General features: G+C 71.0%; 14 protein-coding genes. 5 read left to right on the plus strand and 9 right to left on the minus strand.

Features of this window, described 5'->3' with window-relative positions:
- Positions 1 to 56: 56 nt before the first annotated feature.
- The gene (locus CMC5_RS15965; RefSeq protein ID WP_156338625.1) at positions 57 to 1,562 is read right to left on the minus strand and encodes an NHL repeat-containing protein; all 1,506 of its coding nucleotides are present in this window, start codon (positions 1,560 to 1,562) and stop codon (positions 57 to 59) included.
- Between the two features lie 26 nt (positions 1,563 to 1,588).
- On the opposite strand from CMC5_RS15965, the gene CMC5_RS15970 reads away from it, so the two are divergent.
- Together CMC5_RS15970 and CMC5_RS15975 are read left to right on the plus strand one after the other, a co-directional pair.
- Positions 1,589 to 2,935 (plus strand): MATE family efflux transporter, encoded by a 1,347-nt coding sequence (locus CMC5_RS15970; protein WP_050431243.1) that lies wholly within the window; start codon positions 1,589 to 1,591, stop codon positions 2,933 to 2,935.
- Positions 2,936 to 3,765: 830 nt separating this feature from the next.
- A complete protein-coding gene (locus CMC5_RS15975) occupies positions 3,766 to 4,734 on the plus strand; it encodes a class I SAM-dependent methyltransferase (protein ID WP_245678463.1) in 969 nt (322 codons plus the stop codon).
- Between the two features lie 6 nt (positions 4,735 to 4,740).
- On the opposite strand, the gene CMC5_RS15980 is transcribed toward CMC5_RS15975, so the two are convergent.
- From CMC5_RS15980 to CMC5_RS16005, 6 genes are all read right to left on the minus strand, one after another.
- Positions 4,741 to 5,799: a glycosyltransferase gene (locus CMC5_RS15980; RefSeq protein ID WP_050431245.1), complete on the minus strand. Its 1,059-nt coding sequence runs from the start codon at positions 5,797 to 5,799 to the stop codon at positions 4,741 to 4,743.
- 48 nt (positions 5,800 to 5,847) lie between these two features.
- Positions 5,848 to 6,951, minus strand: coding sequence for a hypothetical protein (locus CMC5_RS15985; RefSeq protein ID WP_156338626.1), 1,104 nt, complete (start codon positions 6,949 to 6,951; stop codon positions 5,848 to 5,850).
- Positions 6,952 to 7,190: 239 nt separating this feature from the next.
- Positions 7,191 to 8,330, minus strand: a complete 1,140-nt coding sequence (locus tag CMC5_RS15990) for a hypothetical protein (protein ID WP_156338627.1) — start codon at positions 8,328 to 8,330, stop codon at positions 7,191 to 7,193.
- A 136-nt stretch (positions 8,331 to 8,466) separates the two neighbouring features.
- Entirely contained in the window at positions 8,467 to 9,609 is a 1,143-nt protein-coding gene (locus tag CMC5_RS15995; protein ID WP_156338628.1) for a hypothetical protein, read from the minus strand.
- A 447-nt stretch (positions 9,610 to 10,056) separates the two neighbouring features.
- Positions 10,057 to 11,232 carry a hypothetical protein gene (locus CMC5_RS16000; protein ID WP_218920273.1) on the minus strand — a complete coding sequence of 392 codons (1,176 nt, stop codon included), beginning with the start codon at positions 11,230 to 11,232 and terminating at the stop codon, positions 10,057 to 10,059.
- Between the two features lie 118 nt (positions 11,233 to 11,350).
- A complete protein-coding gene (locus CMC5_RS16005; RefSeq protein WP_156338629.1) occupies positions 11,351 to 12,547 on the minus strand; it encodes a hypothetical protein in 1,197 nt (398 codons plus the stop codon).
- Positions 12,548 to 12,824: 277 nt separating this feature from the next.
- Between CMC5_RS16005 and CMC5_RS16010 the strand changes: the two genes are divergently transcribed.
- The 3 genes from CMC5_RS16010 (at position 12,825) to CMC5_RS16020 (ending at position 21,516) form a co-directional block, all read left to right on the plus strand.
- Positions 12,825 to 18,641, plus strand: coding sequence for an alpha-2-macroglobulin family protein (locus tag CMC5_RS16010; protein WP_050431251.1), 5,817 nt, complete (start codon positions 12,825 to 12,827; stop codon positions 18,639 to 18,641).
- Between the two features lie 312 nt (positions 18,642 to 18,953).
- Entirely contained in the window at positions 18,954 to 19,979 is a 1,026-nt protein-coding gene (locus tag CMC5_RS16015) for an FHA domain-containing protein (RefSeq protein ID WP_156338630.1), read from the plus strand.
- Between the two features lie 202 nt (positions 19,980 to 20,181).
- Entirely contained in the window at positions 20,182 to 21,516 is a 1,335-nt protein-coding gene (locus CMC5_RS16020; protein ID WP_050431253.1) for an NAD(P)/FAD-dependent oxidoreductase, read from the plus strand.
- Here the strand turns inward: CMC5_RS16020 and CMC5_RS16025 are convergent.
- A complete protein-coding gene (locus CMC5_RS16025) occupies positions 21,497 to 23,509 on the minus strand; it encodes a transglutaminase-like domain-containing protein (RefSeq protein ID WP_050431254.1) in 2,013 nt (670 codons plus the stop codon). The two genes, CMC5_RS16020 and CMC5_RS16025, sit on opposite strands and share 20 nt — an antisense overlap.
- On the minus strand, positions 23,506 to 24,825 hold the full coding sequence (locus CMC5_RS16030; protein ID WP_050431255.1) for a DUF58 domain-containing protein: 1,320 nt from the start codon (positions 24,823 to 24,825) through the stop codon (positions 23,506 to 23,508). Before CMC5_RS16030 ends, CMC5_RS16025 begins: the two co-directional genes overlap by 4 nt.
- Between the last annotated feature and the right edge of the window lies 1 nt (position 24,826).

Here is a 24,826-nt window from a genome sequence, read left to right on the forward strand (position 1 = left end):
GGACGACCCTGTGCCCGCGGCGACCGCGGCGACCGCGGCGACCGCGGAGACGCTCCTCAGGGGGCCAGACGCGCCACGAAGGCGTCCGCGCCGCTCGTGCTCACCAGCGTCTGACCCAGCACCATCGTCCCCGAGAAACCACCCCCGACCACCACGTGCCCGCTCGCGTCCACGGCCACGCTCGTCCCCTCCTGGAAATTCGCGTCACCCGCGTGCCGACTCCAGACGTGGTTCCCGTCGCGGTCGAGCTTCAGCACGAGCAGATCCCGACTCCCCGCGCTCACCAGCGGCCCTCCGCCGAAGTCGACCTCCCCGCTCAGCCCACCGACCACCAGCACGGCGCCCGTCGCGTCCGTCGCCGTCGCGAATGCGTGCTGGTCCATCGCGTCGCCGAAGCGCCGCGCCCACTGCGGCTGCCCATCTGGATCGAGCTTGAACACGTAGATGTCGGGCCCGCCTGCGCTCTCCAGCGTCGTCGACCCCACGGACATCCTTCCCCACAGCGAGCCGGCGCCGATCACGTTCCCTGACGGATCCGTCGACAGCCGTGGCGCCCACTGCGCATCGGCGTCGCCGTACCGCTGGGTCCACAGAGGCGCTCCATCGGGACCGAACGCTGCCACGATCGCGTCGTCCTCGCCTGCCGCTGGCGGCGACCCGCTCCCGAGATTCAGCACGCCGGGCGAGTCGACCCCCAGGAACACCCGCCCGGCGCCGCTCACCGCCACGCTCCAGGCGTAGTCGGCGTCCGCGCTCCCGGCCACGCGGGACCACACCTCGTTGCACTGCGCGTCGAGGCGCGCGACGAACAGATCCCGGTCCCCCTGGCTGGTGAGGTCGCCCGCGCCGAGCTCGATGGTGTTGAAGAACATCCCCGCCACCACGGCGTCGTTCCCGTGCGCCGCGACGGCGCTCCCGAGCTGCTCTCCGGCCCCGCCGACGGTCCACGGGCACACGAATTCCCCCGCCGCGTTCATCCGCACCAGGAACATGTCGTGATCCATCGAGCCATCGAGCTCCATGGTCTCGAAGCCCAGCTCTCCTCGGTAGGTCCCGGTCAGGATCGCGCCCCCCTGGCTGTCCACCGCGACGCCGTACGCCCGCTGCTCCCCGGCTCCTCCGATGCGCCGGCCCCAGAGCAGCGCCCCGCTCGGGTCCAGCTTGAGCACGTAGGCGTCGCGCTCGCCCTCCGAGGTCAGGACCACCACCCCGTCGAGCTTCAGCTCCCCCTCGAAGGTCCCGGCCACGAACACGTTGCCGCTCCCGTCCACGGCCACCGCCGGCGGCGGCGTGTCGTCCGCGTCGTCCGTCAGCGCCCGCCCCCAGAGCACCTCTCCGGTCGCCGGCGTCCCCCCTTCGCCTCCCTGACCGCCACCTCCCACACCCGGGCTCGACCCGCCCGCGGCGCCGGCGCCCGGACCCATCCCCCCTGGCCCGGCCATCCCGGTCCCCGTATCGCCGCCCCTGGGATCGAACGCATCCCAGTCATGGCCGCACGCCGCGATGATCAAGGCGCCCACCACGGCGCCGCTCCAGGATGCGCAGGAAGGGAACGTTCGCATCGGACGCCGGCATGCTATCAGGCCCCATGACCGCGAAGCACGACGTGGTGGGCGCCAAGGGCCGGACCACGACGATTTTGACGCTCGGGCTTCCGGTGATCGGCGGCATGGTCTCGCAGAACGTGCTGAACCTGGTCGACACGGCCTTCGTCGGCACGCTCGGCAACGCCGCCCTCGCGGCCGTGGGCACGGGCAGCTTCGCCTTCTTCATGACGACCGCCTTCGTCACGGGCCTCTCCGCGGGCGTGCAGGCCATCGCCGCCCGCCGCCACGGCGAAGGCCGCATGGACGAGACCGCCGTCCCCTTGAACGGTGGCCTCCTCCTCGCCATCGCCCTCGCCTTGCCCCTGACGTCCATCGCGTGGCTCGTCGCCCCCGCCCTGTTCCACGTGCTGAACCCCGACCCCGCCGTGATCGAACTCGGCGTCCCCTTCCTGCGCGTCCGCCTCCTCAGCGCCGTGTTCCTCGGGTGTAACTTCGCCTTCCGGGGCTACTGGAACGGCATCAACCGACCTGGCAACTACCTCCGCACCCTCGTGCTGATGCACGCGGTCAACATCGCCCTCTGCTGGCTGCTCATCTTCGGCAACCTCGGCGCCCCGCGCCTCGGCACCCTGGGCGCTGGCATCGCCAACTGCGTCGCCACCGGCGTCGGCACCCTCTACTACATGGGCCAGGGCCTCCGCTTCGCCCGCCCCGCCGGCTTCCTCCGCAAGCTCCCGGACGCCACCGCCCTCCGGACCATGCTCCGCATCTCGGTCCCGGCCGGCATCCAGCAGCTCCTCTACGCCGCGGGCCTCACCACCCTCTTCGCCATCGTCGGCCACGTCGGCACCGCGGAGGCTGCTGCTGCCAGCGTGCTCACCAACGTGATGCTCGTCGCCATCCTCCCGGGCCTCGCCTTCGGGATCGTCTCCGCCTCCCTCGTCGGCCAGTCCCTCGGCCGCAAGGATCGAGACGAAGCGCACCGCTGGGGCTGGGACGTGGTGAAGGTCGCCACCGTGGCCATGACGGTGCTCGGGCTGCCGATGCTCTTCCTCCCCGGGCCCGTGCTCTCCATCTTCATCCACGATCCCGAGACCCTCGCGCTGGCGGAGCCCGCCCTCCAGGTCTTCGGCGGGACCATCGCCGCCGAGTCCGTGGGCATGGTGCTGATGAACGCCCTGCTCGGCGCGGGCGCCGGCAAGCTCACGATGATGGTGAGCGTGGGCATGCAGTGGCTGGTGTTCCTGCCCATCGCCTGGCTGATCGGCCCGGTGCTCGGCTACGGCCTGCTCGGCATCTGGATCGCCCAGTCGGCCTACCGCTCCGTGCAAGCGCTGATCTACGCCGCGCTCTGGCAGCGTCGGGCCTGGGCGCGGGTCGAGGTGTAGCTGCGGCCACGCGGCCGGGGGGTCGGCCGGCTCCGACGCAACCCGCGCTTTCGTGGAGGCGACCCGCGCTTCCGTGGAGGTGGCGGGAGCAAGAGGGGGCGCGTGTGAGCGAGGTCACGAGGGCGTCTTCGCCGGGCGTCCCAGGCAGGCCCCCCAGCCAGTCGCTGGGTGCGCAGTCACCGTCGCGGGCTCGAAAACGCGTTGAGAGATGTGGGAATGGCGCGGGAACGGGTTGGGTGAGCGTTGAGAGATGTGGGAATGGCGCGGGAACGGGTTGGGTGACCGTTGAGAGATGTGGAAACGGCGTGGGAACGGGTTGGGTGACCGTTGAGAGATGTGGAAACGGCGTGGGAACGGGCTGGGTGAGCGTTGAGAGATGTGGAAACGGCGCGGGAACGGGTTGGGTGACCGTTGAGAGATGTGGGAATGGCGCGGGAACGGGTTGGGTGAGCGTTGAGAGATGTGGAAACGCGTTTTTCGGCGAGCGGCGACCCCTCCGCGCCGGCGGAGTGCGGTTTCCAGCAGGAGCGGAGCGCCCTGAAGTCGTCGGAGAGGGGTCCTGAGCGGGTTCGGCGCGCTTCGAAGTTGTCGGAGAGGTCGCTCCAGCGGGCTCAGTGCGCTCCGAAGTTGTCGGAGAGGTCGCTCCAGCAGGTTGGGTGCGCTCCGAAGTTGTCGGAGAGGTCGCTCCAGCAGGTTGGGTGCGCTCCGAAGTTGTCGGAGAGGTCGCTCCAGCAGGTTCGGCGCGCTTCGAACTTGTCGGAGAGGTCGCTCCAGCAGGCGCGGTGCGCTCCGAAGTTGCTGTACAGGGTGATCGCGCAGAGCCGAACACCTTGGACAGGGAGAACGGAATGCTGGAGACGCTCTGGGATCGGTACACGGCCTCGGGACTCGACGCCGCTGCCAGCGTGGAGGGGCTGACGCCCGAAGGCCTCTTCTACCTGGCGTTCCTCGCCTTCGCCGATGAGCGCTACGCCGAGGCAGAGGGCTTCGCGCGCCGCGCTGCGGCCGAGGCGCCAGGGGACGCGCTCTTCCGAGCGGGCGTGATGTACCTGGCTCGGGTCGTGCGCGAGGGGAAGCACCAGGTGTATGTGTCACCCGAGGGCTTCGGCGCATTCATCCGCGGCGGGGGGAACGTGGGGCTGTACGAGGCGACGAGCGCGGCGCTCGCGCGACACTACCCCGAGGCGGCGTTCGACCTCCTGGACGTGGGGCCAGGCGACGGGCTGGCGCTGCTGCCCGCGCTGACGCCCGCGGTGCGGAAGGTGAGCCTGGTGGAGCCCGCAGCGCCGCTGCTCGCGCAGTGTACGGAGGCGCTCGCGGCGCGCAGCGTGGCCTTCGAGGCGTTCAATGGGTCCGGTCAGGCGTTCGTCGCCGATCCGGCGGTGGCGTCACGGCGCTGGGGGATCGTGCAGGCGACGTTCAGCTTGCACGCGGTCCCGCCGGCCGAGCGCGTGGCGCTGCTGCGCTGGCTGCGGGAGCACGGAGAAGCGCTGCTCGTGGCGGAGTTCGACGCGCCGTCCATGGAGGCGCCGCTCTCGCCCGCGATCGTGCGCTACGTGCTGGATCACTACCGGAAGGGGATCGCCGAGTACGAGGGCGCCACATACGACACGGTGGTGCAGGGCTTCCTGATGCCGGTGATGTTCGGGTACGTGGACCGCGGCGTCACGCGGGTGACGTTCGAGGAGCCCATCGGGGCGTGGGAGGCGGTGCTGCGCGAGGCAGGGTTCGCCCAGGTGCAGCGCGTGCCGCTGTACCCGTACTGGTGGGCGGACGCGCACCTCCTGGTCGCGCGCTGAGGCGCCTCAGCCCGCGGATCTTTCGGTCGCGCGGGCGGCGAGGGCCTCGTGGTAGAGGCGCTCGGCTTCGGCGGCTCCAGCGGCGTCGCCGGTGGCGCGCAGGGCGAAGCGGAGGACGTCGAACGGACCTTCGTTGAGGGCGGCGAGGTTGCGGAAGCCGATGCGCTTCACCTTGCGGCCTTCGCCCATGAAGTGGCCCATGGGGATGGCGAGCCGGGCCCAGTAGACGGCTTGCTCGGCGCGGCCGGCCTTCCAGGAGGCGAAGGCGGCGAGCCAGGGCAGCTCGGCGATGCCGGCGTGGAGGGCCATGCCCGAGGCGCAGGTGTCGACGGCGTCGGTGTAGCGGCCGATGGTGATGAGGCACTCGGCGGCGCGGTAGCAGGCCCAGGCGGACTCTTCGTTCCAGCCGCGCAGGGCCGCGCAGGACTTGTAGGCGCGGATGGCCTCTTCGTAGCGCTTGAGGTTCTGGAGGGCGTCGCCGAGGTAGTAGAACCAGCGGGGATCGCGGGGGTGCGCTTTGGTGTGGCGGCGGAGGATGTCGGCGTCGCGCTCGAACTTGCGCTGGTAGGCGTCCGGGGTCTTGGCCAGCTCCGTGAAGCGGGCCTTCTCCAGGGTACGGGTGCCGACCTGGTACGAGGGGAAGGACTCGTGGGTGGGGCCGTTGAAGCGGGCCTTGGCCGGGAGGCGGAAGAAGCGTTCCTTGGCGTAGGTGCCCGACCCGTCCATGACCATGAGCACGCCTTCGGTGGCGGTCTCGAGGAGGGCGCGGAGGTCCTCGCCGCGGAGGTCGATGCGCTCGTCGGTGTCGAGGGTGAGCGCCCAGTCGCCCTGGATCTCGTGGGCCGCGTCGAGGGCGAAGTTGCGCGCCGCCGCGAAGTCGTTGACCCAGCGGAACGTGCGCAGGACGAGCTTGTCGCCGGCGATCTCGCGGGCGATCTCCAGGCTGCGGTCGGTGACGCCGGTGTCGATGACGAGGCAGGCGTCGACCCAGTCGACGACGCTGCGGAGGGCGTCGGCGAGGATGGCTTCGTTGTTTCCCGTGAGGGTGGTGGAGACGAGCTTCATGGCGCGCTGCGGTGGAGGGGGCGTGGAGCCCTCCGAGGTCCTAGCGCGTCAGGGGGACTGGCGGCAACAGAGCTTGGCAGGGTCCGTGGGCGCGACCGCGCCGCTGCCCTGGCCGCCGGTGCAGGTGACGTCGCCCGTCACGGTGGCGGCCTCGGAGCGGAAGGAAAAGGATTGGCCGAGAATCGACGTGATGTCGACACACTGATTGCTGTCGATGGTGATGGAGGAGCCGTTGCAGTTGGAGAAATCGTAGGCGCGGAACCCGCCACCGATGCACCCGAGCGCGCCGAGGTCACAGCCGCAGGCAGCGCATGCGCGTGTGTCGACGCCGGTCTCGAAGATCTGTTGTTCGAGATCGGTCCACCCCGCTGGGCAAGCCTCGTTTCCTGGCTTGAGCACGCAGGCCAGGTCCCCGAAGGCGGGGTCGTCATTCGTCCTGGGGAGGCACTCATGGCCGTCATCGCAGTGGCCACCATCGCGTGACGTGCCCGTACAGACGCGGATCACCTGGGCCCACGGCGAGGTTTGGAGCTGGCCACCGTCGGGCGCTGCGCTGCATTCTCCTCGGCGGCGGAGCGATGCGCCGTCCGTGATTCGGCACGACACGCTGTTCGGAACGCCGGTGATGAAGGACTCGCAGACGTTTCCTCGGTAATTGGGCCGCTCCGACGTGGGATTGCCGCTGCAGTCCGTGTTCGAGCTGGTTGACGAGTGGCAGCTGAGTGTGGGGGCGAAGCACTCGGCTTCATCGCGGTTCCAGGCGCAGCCGTCGCAGCTGCTGCACACGGCCTCGGTGGCGGGGCCGGCGAAGTAGTCGTGGGCTTCGGTGCCACCGGGACAGGCTGGAAGCGTGCTCGCCATCGCATGGTCGACGATGGCGACGCGGACGTTACGCGACCATCCAGAGGGCGCCGCGGGTACACACTCGTAATCGGCCGGCGAGCAGTCCTCGATGTCCTCGCAGTCGATCAGCCCGTCACCATCATTGTCGAGGCCATCCGTGCAGTCTTCGCTGGACGGGGAGCCTGTCCCTCCTGCACCCCCGCTGGTGCCTCCTGCACCCCCGCTGGTGCCTCCTGCACCCCCGCTGGTCTCCGCGGAGCTGGTCTCCACCTGGAACCCATCCAGGCCAGTGAGCTGCGCGCAACTCACCACGAGGGCCGTGGCGAAGAGTAATCCACCAGCACCGAAACTTGCTTGCGAGGAGGATCGAGCCATGTGTCATGGAGTACATGCTCGGCGCCTGGGCTGGCAACCTGGCCGCCAGCATCGAAGGACGCTTCCAGCGGCCGGAGCGCTCTCCTCGGAAGAGTTCATGCGCATCGGAGGAACTCACGCGAGCGGTCCAGATCGAGGTGCGCGAGCATCATCGACGCGTGGACGCAGCCGATTCAGTCGCTCGCGCGGCCCATCGACAGGCAGCAGAGCTTGGCAGGGCCCTCGGGGATCACGGCGCCGCTGCCCTCGCCGCCGGTGCAGGTGACGTCACCCGTCACGGTGGCGGCCTCGGTGCGGAAGGCGAAATTCTGGCCGAGCAGCGGCGTGATGTCGACGCACTGGGTGCTGTCGATGGTGACGTACGTGCCGCTGCATCCGGCCAGATCGTAGGCGAGGAACCCGCCACCGGTGCATCCGAGCGCGTCGAGGTCACAGCCGCAGGGAGCACAGGTGCGCGTGTCGACGCCGGTCTCGAAGAGCTGTCGCTCGAGATCGGTCCAGCCCGCTGGGCACGCGTCGTATCCAGGCTGGAGCACGCAGGCCCAGCCCTCGAACGCGGCGTCGTCGTTCGACCTGGGGAGGCACTGCCCGCCGTCGTCGCAGTGGCCACCGAGGCGTGGCGCGCCGATGCAGACGCGGGTCACCTGGCTCCATGGAGAGGTCTGGAGCTGGCCACCGTCGGGCGCGGCGTCGCAGGTCCCTCGGGTGCGCAGGGTGGCAGGTTGCGTGAGGCGGCACGAGGCGCTGTTCGGGATGCTGGAGGTGAGCGACTCGCAGGTGCCACCGAGGCGATCGGCGCGCTCGGAGGTGGGGTTGCCGTTGCAGGTCGTGTTCCCGTTGCCCGACGAGTGGCACGCGAGCGTGGGGGCGAAGCACGCGGCGGTGGCGCGGTCCCAGGTGCAGCCGTCGCAGGGCGTGCACTCGGCCTCGATGGCGGGGCCGGCGAAGTAGTCGAAGGTCTCGGTTCCGGCAGGACACGGCGGCAGTGTGTCGGCTGCCGCGTGGTCGACGATGGCGACGCGGACGTCACCCGTCCACCCGGGGGGCGTCGCCGGCACACAGACGTGATCGGTGGGAGCGCAGTCCTCGACGTCGGCGCAATCGATCAGGCCGTCGTCGTCATTGTCGAGGCCATCGGTGCAGTCTTCGCCGGAGGAGGGCCCCATCCCTCCGGAGCCCACGGTGGTCCCGGAGGAGCCGCTCCCCACCTCGAACCCATCCAGGCCGGTGAGCTGGGCGCAGCTCACCAGGAGGGTCGTGGCCAGGGTCAGTCCACTGGCGCCGAGTCTTGCTTGCCGACGGGATCGGGCCATGGGTCATGAGGTGCGGGCACGGTGTCTCTGGAGGCAGTCCGGCGACCGGTCGTCGAGCGATGCATTCGGCGTTCCGAGGCTCCCCTCGGGCGACTCCTGCGAGCGGTTCAGAGCGAGGTGGGTGGTGACGGTCGGCTCAGTTGCCGCCCGTCGACCGACAGCAGAGTTTGGCAGGGCCCGTGGGCGTGACCGCACCGCTGCCCTGGCCGCCGGTGCAGGCGACGTCACCGGTCACGGTGGCGGCCATGGCGCGGAAGGAGAAGGACTGGCCGAGAACCGGCGTGATGTCGACGCACTGGTTGCTGTCGATGGTGATGGAGGAGCCGTTGCAGTTGGAGAAATCGTGGGCGCGGAACCCTCCACCGTCGCACCCGAGCGCGCCGAGGTCGCAGCCGCAGGCGGCACAAGTGCGCGTGTCGTCGCCGCTCTGGAAGATCTGTTGTTCGAGATCGGTCCACCCCGCAGGGCAAGCCTCGTCTCCTGGCGTGAGCACGCAAGCCAGACCTCCGAACGCGGGGTCGTCATTCGTTTTGGGGAGGCACTGGCGGCCGTCATCGCAGTGGCCGCCCTCGCGTGGAGCGCCCGTACAGACGCGGATCGCCTGGGCCCACGGCGCGTTCTGGAGCTGGCCGCCGTCGGGCGCTGCGGTGCATTCCCCGCGGCGGCGGAGCGACGCGCCGCTCGTGATGCGGCACGAGACACTGTTCGGGACGCCGGTGATGAAGGACTCGCAGACGTTGCCGCGGTAATTGGGCCGAGCCGACGTGGGAGCGCCGCTGCAGTTCGTGTTCGAGCTGTTGGACGAGTAGCAGCTGAGCGTGGGCGCGTAGCACTCGGCGTCGTCGCGGTTCCAGGTGCAGCCGTCGCAGTTGCTGCACGCGGCTTCGGTGGCGGGGCCCGCGAAGTAGTCGGACGTCTCGGTGCCCTCAGGACATGCCGGGAGCGTGTCCGCAGCCGCGAAGTCGACGATGGCGACGCGGACGTTACCCGTCCATCCGGCGGGGACTGCGGGCGCGCACTCGTAGCTGGCGGGGGCGCAGTCCTCGACGTCGGCGCAGTCGATCAAGCCGTCGCCGTCGTTGTCGATGCCGTCGAGGCAGTCCTCGGTGCCGGGGTTCGTCTGCCCTCCCTGGCCGCCGATGCCGCCCGTGGGCTGGCTCAAGGTGCCCTCGGTGTCGAGGACGCAGGAGACGGGTACGAGTCCGATCGCTGCCATCCCACAGAGGGCGAAGAAGAACGTCGTCCTGGAGCGCTGGGGGGCGCGCAATCGTTCACTCATCCCGTGCAGGGTAGGCGGCTCAAGTGGAACCTGCCAGGGCCAGGAAGTGCAAGACCATGGAGATTTCAGCCTGGAAGTGAAGCTATCTGCCGACAGCAGAGCGTCACGGGGTTCCTGGTCGTCCTGGTACTCTGGTTCTCACGGCCGGTGTCGTGGATGCCAACGGAGCAGACGGTGGCGCGTCGTGCGGGGAGACGGTGGCGCAAGCGAAGGTTGGTGACGCGGGAGACATGCCGGCACCCTCGCATCTGTTGGAAGCCGCACAGGTGTGGCGTCGAAGGGCGAGGTCGGCTCTGGCGTCGGGTGGGCATGCGCAGGGACTGCACACGCGAGGCCTCGCCGGCGAGGAAGGCTTCCTCTGCCATGAAGGTGCGACTGCCATGAAGGTACGACCCGATGACAGCAGCGCTTGGCCCGGTCAGGTGCGAGTGCCGTCGTGCGGCGCGGTCAGCGGCGAAGAGAGGCCACCTGCCGGCAGCAGAGCTTCGTCGGGCCCTCGGTCACGACGGCCCCCTGGCCTTCGCCGCCAGTGCAGGTGACGTTGCCAGACAAGGTGCCCGGCGTGCCGCGGAAGCCGAGCGAGTCCCAGTCGCGGAGATCGGTGATGTTGGTGCAGCCAGAGGAGGACACGCTCCTGTTGTCGCCGGTGCAGTCGAGGTTGTCGTAGGCCTGCACGTTGCCACCCGTGCAGGTGATCGCGTCGAGGTTGCAGCCACACGCGGCGCAGCTCCGCCCGTCCTCACCGCTGACGTAGAGCTGCAGGTCGATGGTGGTCCAACCGGGTTCACAGGCGTCGGTGCCTTCCTTGAGGATGCAGGTCGTGGTGTCGTCGATGGCGGGGGTCCCGTCGACGACAGGGGGACGCGCGGCGCAGACGTGGTCCGGCTGGGCGCAGCCGAGGCCGGTGGGGAGGCTGCTGGTGCAGGTGCGCACCGTGTGCCTCCAGGGGCGCGCGTCGACGAGCTGAGCTCCCTCGCTGACGGCGCAGGTGCCGCGGTTGCGTACTCCGGGCGGGGCTGCGAGGCGACACGACAGTGGGTTCGGGGTGTTGCTCACGTTGGTGCACTGGTCGGTCAGCGTGGCGTAGGTGACGGACGAGGTGCCTGCACTGCAGTTGGCGCTGTTGTAGCAAGTGACGGTGGGCGCGTAGCAGGAGGCGCCGCTGGTGTCGTGAGAGCATGCGCAGGGGGTGCAGGTGGCATCACTTGGCTCTGCGACGAAGTCGCGCTCCGTGGTGCCCTCGGGGCAGCCGGGCGGCGCGTCGGTGCTGCCGAAGTCGCCGATCAGCGCGTGGATGTTGCCCGTCCAGCCGTCGGGTGGCGTCGGGATGCAGGCGTAGTCGGCGGGCGCGCAGTCTTCCACGTCGGCGCAGTCGACGAGGCCATCGAGGTCGTTGTCGATGCCGTCGAGGCAGTTCTCGGGCTCTGGCTGGAGCTGTCCACCGCCTCCGCCTTCGCCCGCATTGCCACCGGCGCCGCCCGAGCTGATCGAGCCACCTGTGCCCGTACTGCTGGTCGAGATCACCTCGAACTGGTCGAGGCCAGTGAGCACCCCGCAGCTTCCTGCAGCGGCGATGATGAGTAAGAGACCAAGCGTGGTGTGCAACAGTCGCCAGGGCGTCATGCCATCTGGCGTACCGTGGATGCGTGGTTTGCAGCAACGGGGCTCGTGCCCGCTCCCTGGCGCGAGGAGCGAGGCAGCTGCGCAGGGCTTCGCAGCGGATGCGAGGCGTTCGGCGTGATCAGTGCGGAGGGGGCGCGACCTGCTGGCAGCAGAGCTTCGTCGGGCCCTCGGGCGCCACGGCGCCCTGGCCTTCGCCGCCGGTGCAGGCGACGTTGCCCGTCAAGGTGCCGACCTCGCTGCGGAAGCCGAGGGTGTCCCAGTCGCGGAGATCGGTGATGTTGGTGCAGGTGGGGGTGGAGACGCTCCTGTTGTCGCCGCTGCAATTGTTGTTGTCGTAGGCTTGCACGTTGCCGCCCGTGCAGGTGATCGCATCGAGGTTGCAGCCACACGCGGTGCAGCTCCGCCCGTCCTCACCGCCGTCGTAGAGCTGCAGGTCGATGTGGGTCCAGCCGGTGTCACAGGCGTCGGCGCCTTCCTTGAGGATGCAGGTCGTGGTGTCGTCGATGGCAGGGGTCCCGTCGACGACCGGGGGACGCGCGGCGCAGACGTGGCCCGGCTGGGCGCAGCCGAGGCCGGTGGGGAGGCTGCTGGTGCAGGTGCGCACGGTATGCCTCCAGGGGAGCGCCTCGACGAGCTGGGCTTCCGTGCCGACGGCGCAGGTGCCGCGGTCGCGAACGCTGGAGGGGGCCACGAGGCGACACGACAGCGGGTTCGGGGTGTTGCTCACGCTGCCACACCCGTTGGTCAGCGTGGCGTAGGTGACGGACGATGCGCCTACATTGCAGTTTGCGCTGTTGTAGCAAGTGATGGCGGGCGCGTAGCAGGAGGCGTTGCTGGTGTCGTGAGAGCACCCGCAGGGGGTGCAGGTAGCGTCACTGGGCTCGGCGACGAAGTCGCGCTCCGCGGTGCCTTCGGGGCAGGCCGGTGGCGCGTCGGTGCTGTCGAAGTCGCCGATCAGGGCGTGGACGTTGCCCGTCCAGCCGTCGGGGGGAGCCGGGATGCAGGCGTAGTCGGCAGGGGCGCAGTCGTCGACGTCGGCGCAATCGACGAAGCCGTCGAGATCGTTGTCGATGCCGTCGAGGCAGTTCTCGGGCTCTGGCTGGAGCTGGCCTCCCTGTCCGCCTTCCCCTCCGCTTCCGCCAGCGCTGGTCGAGCTGCTGGTCGGTCCGTTTCCGGCGCTGCCCGTCGCGCTGGGCAAGGTGCCCTGCGTATCGAGGACGCAGGAGGCTGCGAGGAGGGTGGTGGAGGCCAGTCCAAGGGCCGTCATCAGCCACGTGATGCCGCTTCGGTGTCGGCGCGCGGAATCCCCAATCATGAGCTGGATGATAGGCGGGCGTCACCGGGAATGGAATGCGGCGGAGCGGCCAGAACGGGAGTGATGAGCCTGGAATAGAGCAGTCGCCGGGTGGCGTTCGTGGGGCGTCGCGTCCACCTGGTCGCGCTCGAGGAGGCTTCTTTCCATGGTTGATCGGCCCCATTCACGGCCCGCGCAGGCGGCGCGTCGACCCGCACCGCGGCGCAGCGAACAGCGATTCGCGGTACGACAGGTAGGCACGACGTCGTGCGGGGAACCTTGCGGGAGAAGTGGACGTTTGCGGCGTCGGTGGTTCTTCGCGGCGAGCTTCCTGCTGGCGTCGCTGGGACTCGTCGGCGCGGGCGCAAGTTCGTGTGGGGGCGCGGGTTCGGCGATGTCGGGGGGCGCTTCGTCGGGGGAGTCGGCGTCACCGCTCCTGGTGCGCGAGGTCTCCGTGCCGGAGGGGGAGCTGGTGTTCCCGCCGCCGAGTGCACAGCGCGTGGTGCGTGATCCGCTGGAGGGCGTGCTGGGGGTGGCGGTGCCCAGGCATGCGCGGGCCGAGGTGGTCGCCGAGTCGCCCGAGGTGACGTTGCCGATGCTCGATCAGAACCGGAAGTTCGTGAGCGTCGGGCAGAGCTTCCGGATCCGGTTCGATCAGGACATGGAGCTGCCGCCGAAGGTCGGCGGATGGGAGCGCAAGGGGCTGCTCGCAGCGAAGGGGACGCTGCGCTTGACGCCCGAGGTGAAGGGCGAGGCGCGGTGGATCAACGCGTTCACGCTGGAGTTCACGGCGGCGGGGCAGTTCGCGGGAGACCAGGACTACGAGGTGGCGCTGGGGGCGCTGAAGGGGAAGTCGGGACAGGCACTCGCGCCCTGGAGCGCGAGGCTGCGTGTGACGCCGAGCGTGACCCTCGCGGGGAAGGTGCTGGGGTATGTGCCGGACCCGGAGACGATCCGCTCCGTCGCGGTGTACCCGTCGGGCGAGACGATCATCGCGCGGTCCCAGGGGATGAGCGTGCTCTACGATCAGCCGATCGCGCTCACCGAGGCGCGCAAGGTGATCTCGCTGGTGGGGGAGGACGAGCGTCCGATCCCGCTGGTGTTCGATCGGCCGCGCGGGAGGACGTTCCAGGGGGTGGAGGTGGATCCGCGGCTGGTGGTGCTGGCGCGGCCCGCGGCGCCGCTGCGGGCGGGGCAGAAGGTGACGCTGCGGGTGCGGGACGGGGGGACCGTCGGCGGGGTGAAGACGGCAGCAGAGACGCGGACGATGTCGGTGGCCGAGCCGCTCGCGCTGAAGTCGCCGATGTGCGGGAGCCGGTGGGACGAAGAAGCGTGCGTCGCGGAGGACGGGCAGCTCTGGGTGGACACCCAGGGGATCCATCTCCAGTTCAACCACGCCATCGCGCTGTCCGAGCGGGCGTTGCGGGGCCTGATCTCGGTGACGCCGCCGGTGCGCAACCTGTCGATCCAGAACGTGAGCTGGATGAACATGGTGTCGATCGGCGGTGGGTTCGAGGCGTCGAGGTCGTATCGGATCGTCGTGTCGGGGCTCGTGGACGACTACGGTGGGCGCATCGCGCAGCCCATCCAGCTCGCGGTGCGCAGGCGGCCGCTGGGGGCGAGCGCGACCCTGCCGGAGGGGCTGCTCGTGCTCGATCCGGCGATGTCGAAGCAGTTCCCGCTGACGACGCGGAACGTGCTGGAGGCGGAGCTGTGGGCCTGGCCGATCGCCTCGGGGGACGCGGAGGCCTTCGAGGCGGCGCGTACGCAAGCGCGGACGCACAAGGTGCCTGACGGCGCGCCGCCGGTGCGGGTGCCAGTGTCGATCAAGGAGGCGAAGGCGGATGCGCTGGTGACGAGCGTGGTGGATCTGCAGAAGGCGTTGCCCGCCGGGGGAAGCTTTCTGACGACGGTGCGGGCGACGAAGTTCGCGCCGGGCGCCGAGCCGATGAAGTTCCCGCGCGGGAGCGAGGCGGAGCGGCCGAGCGTGGCGCTCCTCCAGCCGGCGAGGGAAGGGTCGCTCGCGGTGCATGCGCGTTCGCTCGATGGGTCGACGCTGGTCCACGTGTCGAGGCTTCTGGGCGGGGAGCCGGTCGCTCAGGCGAGCGTGCGGTTCGAGGGGAAGGAGGGGCCGGCGGTGACGACGGACGCGCAAGGGATCGCGCTGCTCGGGGCGGGGTCGGGGCAGGTGCGCGTGGAGAAGGACGGGGTGATCTCGTTCCTGTCCCTCGATGAGGGCGGGGTGAGCGCGAAGCACCTGTTCCCGGAGATGGCGGGCGGCAACGCGGGGAGCCGCGATGACGACGAGGAAGGTGAGGGCGAGGGCGACGCTGCGGTGTCGAGCGCGGAGCGGGCGCTGCTGCTGACGGATCGAGGGATCTACCGGCCTGGTGCGACGGTGTGGCTGAAGGGGAGTCTGCGCCGGCCCGAGGGGGATCGGCTGGTGCCAGTGGCCGGCTCGGAGGTGGAGCTGCGGGTGGTGGGGCCGACGGGGGAGGAGGTGCACCGGGCGCGGCACACGACGAACGAGCTGGGGAGCGTGGCGACGCGGGTGGACCTTCCGGCCGACAGCAAGGTGGGTCCGCACCAGGTGCTGCTGGGCGCGGCGGGCGCAGGGGGGGAGAGCGCGCCGCTGGCGTCGACGATGGTGCAGGTGGCGGAGTTCGAGGCGCCGCGGTTCGCGGTGGACGTGGACGCTGCCGAGACGCCGGTGGGGCTGCGGGCGACGGTGCGGGGGCGCTACCTGTTCGGCGCGGCGATGGATGGAGGCCGGGTGAGCTGGACGCTGAAGCGGGAGGCGGCGGCGTTCCCGGACGGGCCGCTGACCGAGGCGGGGCTCGTGTTCAGGCGGTCGCGGTCGTGGTGGGAGGATCGCGACGGAGAGGCGCGGTGGAGTCGGGCAGGGGACGGGACGCTGGGGCCGGACGGGACGGTGGTCGTCGAGCAGGCGCTGTCGATGGCCGGGGTCGAGGGGCCGCAGGCGTTCGTGCTGGAGGCGGACGTGACGGACAGCTCGAACCGTCACATCGCGAACCGGAGCCGGGTGGTGAAGCACCCGGTGGCGCGCTACGCGGGGCTGCGGTTGCCGTCGTCGTGGGTCGGGGTGGGTGAGGCGATCCCGGTGGAGCTGGGGGTGAGCGATACGTCGGGGCGGCCGGTGGTGGGGGCGAGCGTGAGCGCGCGGATGACGCGGGTGAGCTGGGCCTACACGCAGCAGCGAGGGCCAGGAGGGGCGCTGCGGTGGCGCTGGACGCGGTCGCTCAGCGAGGCGGGGCGCTGCGAGGTGAAGAGCGCGGCGGCGCCGGTGCGCTGCACGCTGACGGCGCCGCACAGCGGGGACTACGAGATCCATGCGGAGGTCGATGGCCGCAAGGGCGGGAGGACGTCGATCTGGGCGTGGCGCGATGGGTCGAGAGAGCAGGTGAGCTTTCCGGATCGGGGGCGAACGGTGCAGGTGGCGACCGACAAGGCGCGCTACGCGCCCGGGGAGACGGCGAAGATCCTGGTGCGGAGCCCGTACAAGGCGGCGACGGCGGTGCTGACGGTGGAGCAGGGGCGGCTCCTGTCGCACCGGAGCCAGCGGGTGGAGGGGAGCTCGGCGGTGTTCGAGGTGCCGATCGACGCAGCCCACGCGCCGCACGCGCACGTGGCGGTGACGCTGTTGCCGGTGGGGGAGACGGGCTCGGCGGCGGTGGACTACAAGGTGGGGGCGGTGCGGATCCCCGTGTCGCTCGCGGCGTCGCGGTTGGACCTGGCGGTGAAGTCGGACCGGGCGTCGTTCGAGCCGGGCGAGGAGGTGGGGATCTCGCTGGAGCTGAAGGAGCGCGGGGCGCCCGTGGAGGGGGCGGAGATCGCGCTGGCCGTGGTGGACGAGGGGATCCTGCGGCTGACGAACTTCCATCTGCCAGATCCGGTGACGGCGCTGCGGCCCGGGATGCCGCTGCGGTTTCACCTGCGCGATAGCCGGGAGGGGCTCGCGGAGCTGTACGAGCGGAGCCATGTGGCGGGTGACGGCGGGGGATCGGAGCGAACGATGGTGAGCCAGACGCGGAAGGACTTCGTGGAGACGGCGCTGTGGCGGCCGGATCTGCGGACGGACGCGGAGGGGCGCGCGAGCGTGCGGTTCAAGCTGCCGGATAACCTGACGCGGTTCCGGATGATGGCGGTGGCGCTCGATCGGGGCGGCAAGGGGGCGATGGCGGAGAGCGACTTCACGGTGCGCAAGCCGCTGATGCTGGTGCCGGTGGTGCCGCGGTTCGCGGCGCGCGGGGATCGCTTCGAACTCTCGGCGATGGTGCACAACAACACGGAGGCGCCCGTGGCAGCGACGGTGCGGCTCGGGGAGAAGACGGCGCCGGTGACGGTGCCGGCCGGGGGGCACAGCCGGGTGGCGTTCCCATTCGAGGCGCGCGAGGGGGGGGAGCAGGCGCTCTCGTTCGCGGTGGCGGACGGGACGGGCAAGGTGCGCGACGCGGTGGACTTGAAGCTCCGGGTGGATGAGCCAGGCCTCACGGAGCGGCCTCACCTGGACGGGGCGTTCCAGGCGTCGCGGGAGATCGCGCTGGCGGTGCCGGCGAGCGTGGATGGGCGCGGTGGGGCGCTGCGGGTGCGGGTCGGCCAGAACTTGTGGCCCGAGCTGGGGCCGCGGGTGGCGTTCTTGCTGGGCTATCCGCACGGCTGCGTGGAGCAGACGACGTCGAGCACGCTGCCGCTCATCGCGGCGCGGACGATCTTGCCGCGGATCGGGGTGGCGAAGCTGAGCGACGCGGAGATCGCGACGCGGATCAAGGCCGGGCTCACGCGGCTGTCGTTGATGAAGACGATGTCGGGAGGGCTCGGGTACTGGCCAGGGGACCGGGAGCCGAACGTGTACGGGACGGCGTACGCGATGCGGGCGGTGGTGCTGGCCAAGGCGGCCGGGATCGAGGCGCCCCCGGGCTTGCTCGAGGGAATGCAGCGGTATCTCGGGGAGCGGCTGCTCGACGGGGATCTGGAGCCCGAGGTGCGGGCGGCCATCGCGGAGAGCCTCGCGGAGTTGCGCGCGCTGCCGGAGAGTGCGGCCGATGCGCTCTACGACACGCGGGAGCGCCAGAGCTTGTTCGGGAAGGCGAGCCTGGCGATGGCGCTGTCGAGCTTGTCAGGGCAGGAGGACCGGGTGGCGACGCTGCTCGACGCGGTCGAGGACGGTCTCGACGCGGACGGGAAGCTGGCGTCGGCGCCGAAGACGAACGACTTCCACTACTACGGGTCGCCGACGCGCAGCCGCGCGCAGGCGGCGATGGCGCTGACGCGGCTGCGGCGAGGCGCGCCGGTGCTCCCGCGGCTTCTGTCGGCGCTGGTGCGAGAGACCGAGGCGTACACCACGCAAGCGACGTCGTTCGCACTCCTGGCGGTGGCCGGTCAGATCGCGGCGACCACCGTGGAGGGAAGCCCGGTGCAGGTCTTCCTGGACGGGGAAGCGCTCGCGGTGGATCGGGATCTGGGGTTCGGGAGCAAGGAGTTCGCGATCCCGATCGAGAAGGTGAAGGGGCGCCGGGCGACGCTGCGGCTCACGGCCGAGGGGCCTGCGGCGGTGGCGTACCAGGTGGAGGCCGCGTGGCGGAGGCCGCTGTTCGAGGAGGGGTCCGAGGCGCTCGTGGCGACGCGCGCCGCGCTGGGGCCGAGCGTGCACCGGGTGTACACGGATCCGCAGGGGAAGCCGATCGAGCTGGGCGCGGTGCGTGCGGGGGACCTGGTGCGGGTAGCGCTCCTGGTGGGGGTGCCGAGCGGGCTTTCGCACGAGCGGCGTGGGTACCTGGCGATCACCGATCGGTTGCCGGGAGGATTCGAGCCGGTGCAGCCCGACCTGGCCACGGTGGCCTCGGCGCCGGAGCTCGACGGGGAACACCCGCTGTCCGGGGTGCTGCGGTACGGGAGCGAGGCGAGCCACGTGGAGCTGCGCGACGATCGGGTGCTCGTGTACTTCGACAAGCTCTGGGGAGAGCGGGTCGCCGCGACGTACCTGGCGCGGGCCACGACGGCAGGCTCGTTCGTGGTGCCGCCAGCCGCGGCAGAGTTCATGTACGAGGGCGACTCGACCGGCTACTCCGAGGCAGAGCGGGTCGTGATCCGCTGAAGCGCAACCCGCAATCCGCAACCCGCAACCCGCAACCCGTAACCTGCGATTCGCGGCACACCTCGCGAGACTGTGGGAGAGCCCGCCGCTGTGATCGCCCCGGATGCATGGGCCGTATCGCTGGATGGTCTTATCGGGTGCATCCCTGACAGCAGAATTCGGTGCATCCCTGCCGGACAAGGTGACGGGGCGTGGCTAGATTTTCCCCGGAAACCAGCCGCGACGATGCTTCCGTCGTGCGCGGTGCCATCCATGGTCAGGGTGATGTCGGTGCGTCCGGCAGCCGCGCTGGCCCACCTGCGAGGAGCGTTCGTGTCCCACGAGACCAGCGTCCCGGAGAGCTTCGGCCAGCGACCGCGAGGGGAGAGCAAGCGCCTCGGGCGGCGTCGCGAGGTGGAGCTGCTCGACGAGAAGCCGCTGGGGCCGCGCGAGGCCTTCCTTTCGGCCTACGAGCGCATGCGAGGGCTCGCGGCGCTCACGCGGCGGCCTGCCGTGGTGGCGATCGCCGTGGCGCCCGACGGGCGGGTCCTGGAGGCGACCCTGGTCGAGGACGGGCACGCGCTCGTGGTGGGGCGACATCCGCGCTGCGGGCTCCGGTTGAGCTCTCCCAAGGTCGCGCTGCGCCAGCTCGTGGTCTTCGCGCGTCGGGAAGCGGGGGCGATGATCTCGCGGGTGTGGGATCTCGATACCGGGGTGCCGTTCGTCACGGAGGATGGGCAGCGCAACGCGGCGGTCATCGCCGACGGGCCGCTGCACGTCACCGTCCACGGGTTCGGGATCTGGCTGATCCCGGCGGCGCTCTGCGCGGGGTGGGGGGCCTGCGGGCGCGAGGCGTGGTCGACGCTGCCACCTCGGGTCTTCGTCGACCGGCGCTCGCCGGGCCAGGGGCGGGGGGTGATCCAGGAGGGCCTCGCGTGCGCCTCGTCCGTGGGCACGGCGCGGAGCCACGAGGAGGTGTCGCATGTCACGGGCGTCGGGCCCGCGCTCGCGCTGGGAGAGCCCGACAACGTGGAGATCGGCTGGGGCAGTCTGGTCCTCACGCACCGTGGGCGACGGATGCGGCACGAGGTGAGCCTGGAGCGGCTGGAGCGGGGGGTGCTCGTCGGTCGCTACGAGCGCTGCGGCCTGGAGATCAAGGCCGAGCCCGAGATCTCCCGGGTCCACGGGCTGCTCGTGAAGATCGGGGGCGAGGTGTGGGCGATCGATGCGGCGAGCACGAACGGGCTGTGGCGTGCCGATGGACCGGTGAAGGCCGCCCCCCTGCGCGACGACGACCTGCTTCGTCTGGGCCGTACGGTGACGCTCGGCTGGACCCGTCGCCTGCTGCCGGAAGCCTAGCTCCGTGCGGTGACGCTCGGCTGGACCCGTCGGGCGCTGCCAGGAGCCTCGCTCCATCGAAATCGTGAGCAGCTCCACGCCGTCATCGTGAGCAGCTCCACGGCGTCATCCCGACCTGGGCCGGGGTGTATGCCCTGGTACCCTCGTCATTCCGACCTGGCCGGTATGGCGACGTGGTCGCGCGATGGGCTAAGTTATTCTCGTGCAGGCCCAGGATTCGGATCCGATCGAACCGATCGAGCCATTCGACGTGATCATCGTGGGAGGTCGCCCCGCCGGCGCATCCCTGGCCGCGCGGCTCGGACAGCGCGGGTTGCGTGTGCTCGTCGTCGACAAGGCGACGTTTCCATCGCAGCCCGAGGTCCCGTCCTGTCCGGTCATCTACCCCTCGGCGATCCAGCTCCTCGACGAGCTCGGGATCGATGAGTCGACGTACGAGGGGTCCTGCACGCGGCTGGTCACGGGGTTCATCGAGTTCGAGGGGCACTTCAGGGCGCAGCTGGTGTCCCCGGAGCTCTACGGGCGGCGGTACTTCTACTACGTCGACCGGGGGGGGTTCGATCTCGCGCTCTGGGACAACCTCGCGCGATACCCGTCGGTGACGGCGCTCTCGGGGGTCACGGTGTCCGATGTGGTCCGCGCCGAGGACGGGCGGGTGACGGGGGTCGTGGCGTCGGAGCGAGGTGGGCCCAAGGTGACCTACCAGGCGAGGATCTGCGTGGTGGGGGCCGACGGTCGGCACAGCCGCGTGGCGCGCAAGGTGGGGGCCCGGGTGATCGAGGATCGGTCGCAGCAGACGAGCACGGTGTACTCCGCGGAGTGGGAAGGGGTGCTGCCCGTGACCGAGGATGGGTCGCCCGCGCTCCACGTGGTCAGCGGTGGGCAAGGGGGGACGTTGATGTTCTTCCCGCTGGCCAGTGGACGGACGGTGGTGGCGACGCAGCTCCGCTCCGATCGCGTGCAGCTCGACGGGGACGCGGTGGGGTTCTACGAGCGGCGGGTGCGGTCGTTCGCGACGGGGCGGCGGCGTCTCGCCGAGGCGCAGCGGGTGAGTGGGTTGATCGGGGTGAGTCGCATCGCGAACCGGTACCTGGACGCCGGGGGGGCCGGCTGGGTGCTGGTGGGGGACGCGCTCCACCACAAGGATCCGCTGGATGGGCAGGGGATCTACGATGCGCTGATCGGGGCGAAGCGGCTGTCGGAGGTGCTGGTCGCCGTGCACGAGGGGCGCACGCGCTGGGAGGAGGGGCTCGCGGTCTACCGGCGTCAGGTCGACGAGGAGACGCGGCCGATGTTCCGGTCGACGATGCAGCGGCTGAAGACGGAGCTGTTCGAGGGGCCGTCGCCGCTGTTCATCCGGACGATGCTGCGCTGGATGCTGAACGATCCGGAGTACCAGCGGCGGTACTTCATGTACCTGGGGCGGGTGCTGCCGCCGGATCGGTGGATGACGCCGTGGTTGATGGTGTCGGCCGTGGCGCGCGGGATGGCGAGCGATGTGGGGCGGGCGCTGGGGTTCAAGTCGCAGGCGGCTTGAGGGGGCGGTCTTCGGGGCGGTTCGGGGCGTGAGATGAGGCGGGTGGGCGCGATGTCGTCGCGGCCGTGAGGGCGGCGAGTACGGTGGTCTGCTCGCCGATGCCGCCGTAGCGCAGCGCGGCGTAGCGGGTGATGGCTTCGCTCGCGGCGGTGTGGCCTGCCTTCGCGAGGCGCTGTGCGAAGCGCTCCAGGGTCTCGGTGGGGGCGCGCGTGATGCTGCCCTGGGTGAGGGAAGCGAGGTGAGCGAAGAGGCGCGTCAGCTCGGGGGGCGGGGGCTCCTCGGGGGAGCGCAGCGCGGGCCGGGGGCGAGGAGGCTTCCGGAGACGTCGCAGCATCCGGAAGGCGACGGGCGCGGTGAGGACGGCGGCGAGGCCGGCGAGGGTGGAGGCGAGGTGGTCGGTGAGGGCGGTGGTGAGCGATGCCCAGGCCGAGGCGAGGCGCTCCTGGAGGGCCGCGAAGAAGGGGGTGCTCCTGGGCTCCGGGGTGGCGCTCGCGGGGGTGGCGTCGAGGGTGATCCAGCCGCGCGTCGGGAGGTGGACCTCGGCCCAGGCGTGGGCGTCGCGTTCGCGGACCAGCGCGTGGCCGCCGAGGGGGCTGCGTTCGGCGACCTGGTAGCCGACGACGAGGCGCGCCGGGACGCCGGCCACGCGGGTGAGCAAGACGGTCGCGGTGGCGAAGTACTCGCAGTGGCCGCTGCGGCCGCGGAGCAGGAAGTCCAGCAGGGGATCGGTGCCCTGGGCGCGGGTGAACGAGAGGGAATAGGTGTAGTCGCGCTGGAGGTGGTCGGCGATGGCGGTCACCTTGGCTGCGGGGGACTGGGCGTCGCTCGTCCAGGAAGCGACGAGGCGCTCCAGGTCGGGGCGCAGCTCGGGGGGGACGTCGAGGTCCTGAGGAGCGGGAGGGGCTGATGGCGGTGGGGATGCCAAGGCAGAAGCGGGGCGGGGCTTCGGGTCGAAGTCGACGGCCGTCGCGTCGCCGATGGGGAGGCGGAGGACGCCGAAACGGTCGATGGTGGCGGCGTCGTCGCGGGGGGCGATGCGGTCCGCGCCAAGGGGCAGGAAGTACCTGTCGCGGCTTCCGTGAAGGAGGGTGGCGCGCAGCGTGCGCGTCGCGCCCGGCGAGGCAGGGGGGGCAGGGACGACGTCGAGGCGGGTGGCGTTGGTCCATCGGCCGCGCTCGTAGTGGTCGTAGACGACGCCGCGGAGGTGGCTGATCGTGGCCAGGGGGTCCCGGGGCTCGGCGTCGTTGGGTCCTTCCGTAGGGGAGGAGGGGTCGAGCGCTTCGAGGCGCAGGACGAGGGTGTCGGACTGGAGCATGCCCTCCATCGAGCCGAGCCAGAGCCGCTCGCCGAAGCCGGTCATGACCTCGTCGGTGCCGAGGAGCTGGGCCTGGGACCACACGGCGAGCGGAGGGAGCAGGCGGGACAGCCCCACGCCGACGCAGGCCCCGAGGAGCAGGAGCGCCGCGCCGATGGCGAGGCTGCGCCGGGGGATCTCCCGCCAGGCTGGGCGCCCTGGATCGGCTGCGCGAAGAGCGAGCAGGACGAGGAGCAGGTGGGCGACGACGGCCGCGCTGTAGGCGGGGCCGAGGGGCGCCTTGCCGGCGGTGGTGAGCGCGAGCAGGGCGAGGGAGGTGGTGACGATGACGCCTCCCTCGGGGGCGTGCAGGCACAGCCGGCCCGCGGCCGGGAAGAGCAGGCCGAGCGTGGCAGCGAGCCAGAAGCGGCCGAGGGCGTTGTCGCTGGCGTCGTGCGGGAGGTGGAGCGCCGTGGCGATGCCCAGGCCGAAGAGGATCAGCAGGAAGAGGCGCTGGGCGAGGGGACCGGCGGTGATGCGGGGGCCGATGGCGAGCGCGCCAAGGGTGCTCAGCGCAGCGAGGGCGCCGCCGAGCGGGGCGCGGCCCAGGACCAGGACGCCTGCCACGAGGAGCAGCGCCGCGGCGATGGCGCGGCGTGCAGCGGGGGCGCTGGCGGGGTGGGGGGCGGCGGTGTTCACAGGAAGAGCGCCTCTTCGTTCACCGCGCGAAGGGAGATCTCCGACTCGTCCGGATTGCCGGCAGCGTGCGCGGCGGTGTGTCGAGCGGGTCGGGGGCTCTGCTGAGGAGTTCGACGCGGTTCACGGACGACGAGGAAGGTCCGGCAACGGACGCCGGTGCGATGGAGGGACGCGGCGAGGGCGCTTCCACGTTGGGTGGCAGTGACGAGGACGAGGCAAGAGAGGTTCGCGAGGTGAGGGGAGAGGCGGGCGAGGAGCGTGTCGATGGCGGTCGGGCGCGTGGCCGCGGTGGAGGGGACGCACGCCAGGAGATCCAGGGCTTGTTCGAGGAAGCCGAGGTGGCGGCCCAGGGTCATGTCATGCACCTGGTCGCCGACGACGAGGAGATCGATGAGGGCTTCTCCTCGGCTCAGATGCGCGACCACGCCCGCGGTGAGCGAGAGCAGCGCTTCGAGCTGCTCGGGGTCGGCGTCGGCCGGGTCGACGAGGACGCCGACGCGGGTGAAGTGCTCTTCCTGGTACTCGCGGACGATCGGGGTGCCAGTCCGCGCCGAGCTGCGCGCGTGGAGCTGGCGTACGGGATCGCCAGGGCGGTACGGTCTCACGCCGAGCAGGTCCATGGACTCGCCGGTCTTCGAGGCGAGCGAGACGCCGCCAGGCTGGTGGCGCTGGCCGAGGGGCAGCGAGAGGCGCTGGACCCGCGCGATGCGAGGGACGACGAGGAAGCGTGTGCCGGCGGAGGCGACGGGGCTACCTTGTGACAGGCCGAGGGGGGCCAGGGCGGCGACCTCGAAGGGGTCGAGGTGATGCTCGCCGCGCTCGATGAAGCGTGCGCGCACCTCGAGGCGCGCGCTTCCGCCTGCCGGAACGCGCGGGACGCGGGGGGCGGTGCCGATCCAGCGTCCGTCCCAGGGGAGGAAGGGGCCCACGAGGCGCAAGGCGTGGGCGTCGCGCGGGCCCTGGTTGCGGAGCATCACCGTGAAGAGGATCTCTTCGCCCACGGAGACGCGCGGCGCGGAGAGGACCTCGACGCGGAAGGCGTCGAGCCGGTAGTGGCGCTGCGCGAAGATGGAGCCGAAGAGCAGGGCGGTGAGGCCGCACCAGACGAGGTGCGCCTCGGTGGACTGCACCTCGAGGCCGAGGCCGCCGACGAGAAAAGAGACGAGGGCGAGGATGCGCCCCTCGTCGGTGAGGGCGTTGTACAGCGCGGCGAAGGGGACCACCGCGCGGCCGAGGAGGCTCCGGCGGAAGCGATCACGCCCCTCCTTGGTGGTCGGGATGAGGGCGTGGTTGAGCTTGGCGAAGTTGATCTTCACG

Origin of the sequence: Chondromyces crocatus (genome assembly GCF_001189295.1) — a bacterium.
GTDB classification, from domain to species: Bacteria; Myxococcota_A; Polyangia; order Polyangiales; family Polyangiaceae; genus Chondromyces; species Chondromyces crocatus.

Excerpts from the sequence above, each read along its gene's own strand:
- CMC5_RS15995 (WP_156338628.1), bottom strand. The coding sequence starts at position 9,609 with ATGAGTGAACGATTGCGCGCCCCCCAGCGCTCCAGGACGACGTTCTTC.
- CMC5_RS16005 (WP_156338629.1), bottom strand. The coding sequence starts at position 12,547 with ATGATTGGGGATTCCGCGCGCCGACACCGAAGCGGCATCACGTGGCTG.
- CMC5_RS15990 (WP_156338627.1), bottom strand. The coding sequence starts at position 8,330 with ATGGCCCGATCCCGTCGGCAAGCAAGACTCGGCGCCAGTGGACTGACC.
- CMC5_RS15970 (WP_050431243.1), top strand. The coding sequence starts at position 1,589 with ATGACCGCGAAGCACGACGTGGTGGGCGCCAAGGGCCGGACCACGACG.
- CMC5_RS15965 (WP_156338625.1), bottom strand. The coding sequence starts at position 1,562 with ATGCGAACGTTCCCTTCCTGCGCATCCTGGAGCGGCGCCGTGGTGGGC.
- CMC5_RS16000 (WP_218920273.1), bottom strand. The coding sequence starts at position 11,232 with ATGACGCCCTGGCGACTGTTGCACACCACGCTTGGTCTCTTACTCATC.
- CMC5_RS15980 (WP_050431245.1), bottom strand. The coding sequence starts at position 5,799 with ATGAAGCTCGTCTCCACCACCCTCACGGGAAACAACGAAGCCATCCTC.